At 70.9% G+C, this 725-nt stretch carries 1 protein-coding gene; it reads right to left on the bottom strand.

The features are described from left to right. On the bottom strand, positions 1-725 hold a 725-nt coding region (locus OSC30_RS16795; protein ID WP_425474766.1), incomplete at both ends, for a YadA family autotransporter adhesin.

The raw sequence follows: 725 nt of genomic DNA, 5'->3' as shown, positions 1-725 counted from the left end.
CAGTGCCGTTGTCGGTGGTCGCGTAGGCGCCGGCGCCGTAGGCCGAGCTTTCGGTACCCAGTGCGGCGCTGGCCGCGCCGCCGGCCGTGCTGTGCTCGCCGAAGGCCAGCGCATCTTCCGTGCCGTCGCTGGCGCCGTCGGCCTGGAACATCGCCGTGGCGCCGCCGACTGTGCTTTCCAGCTGGGCCACGTTGACCGCGTCGGTATCTTCGGTGCCGGCGGCCACGTTGGTCAGCTGCCTTTCGGCGCCCGCGTCACCTACCGATACGCTGTTGGCGCGATCGGCGTAAGAACCCGAGCCGAGCGCCACGGAGTTGTCTTCGGCCGCAAAGCTGCCGGCGCCCAGCGCCATGCTGCCGACACCCAAGGCGAAGCTGTTGTAACCCAACGCCACGGCATTGGGCGCTTCAAGGCCCAAGCCGGCATAGCCGGTCCACGCGTTGCCGCCGATGGCAATGCTGTTGTCCCCGGCGGCCTGGCTGCTATCGCCGATGGCGATGCTCGACGTGCTGAAGGCAGCCGAACCGTAGCCGCTGGCGATCGAGTAATCGCCCAGCGCGTTGGCCACCGGACCGCTCGCCACCGAGAGTGCACCTGCGGCGTAGGCGCCGATGCCGAACGCCGAGCTCAGGTCGCCCACGGCCTGCGCGCTGGCGCCCACCGCCGTGCCGCCCATGCCGGCGCTGGTCGCCGCGCCGATCGGGTTGCCGTCGGCGTCGGTGATC

Origin of the sequence: Frateuria hangzhouensis (assembly GCF_026410505.1) — a bacterium.
In the GTDB taxonomy this organism is placed as follows: domain Bacteria; phylum Pseudomonadota; class Gammaproteobacteria; order Xanthomonadales; family Rhodanobacteraceae; genus Frateuria_A; species Frateuria_A hangzhouensis.
The sequence above is the reverse complement of the archived record's forward strand: the minus strand, read 5'-3'. Positions and strand labels throughout refer to the sequence as shown.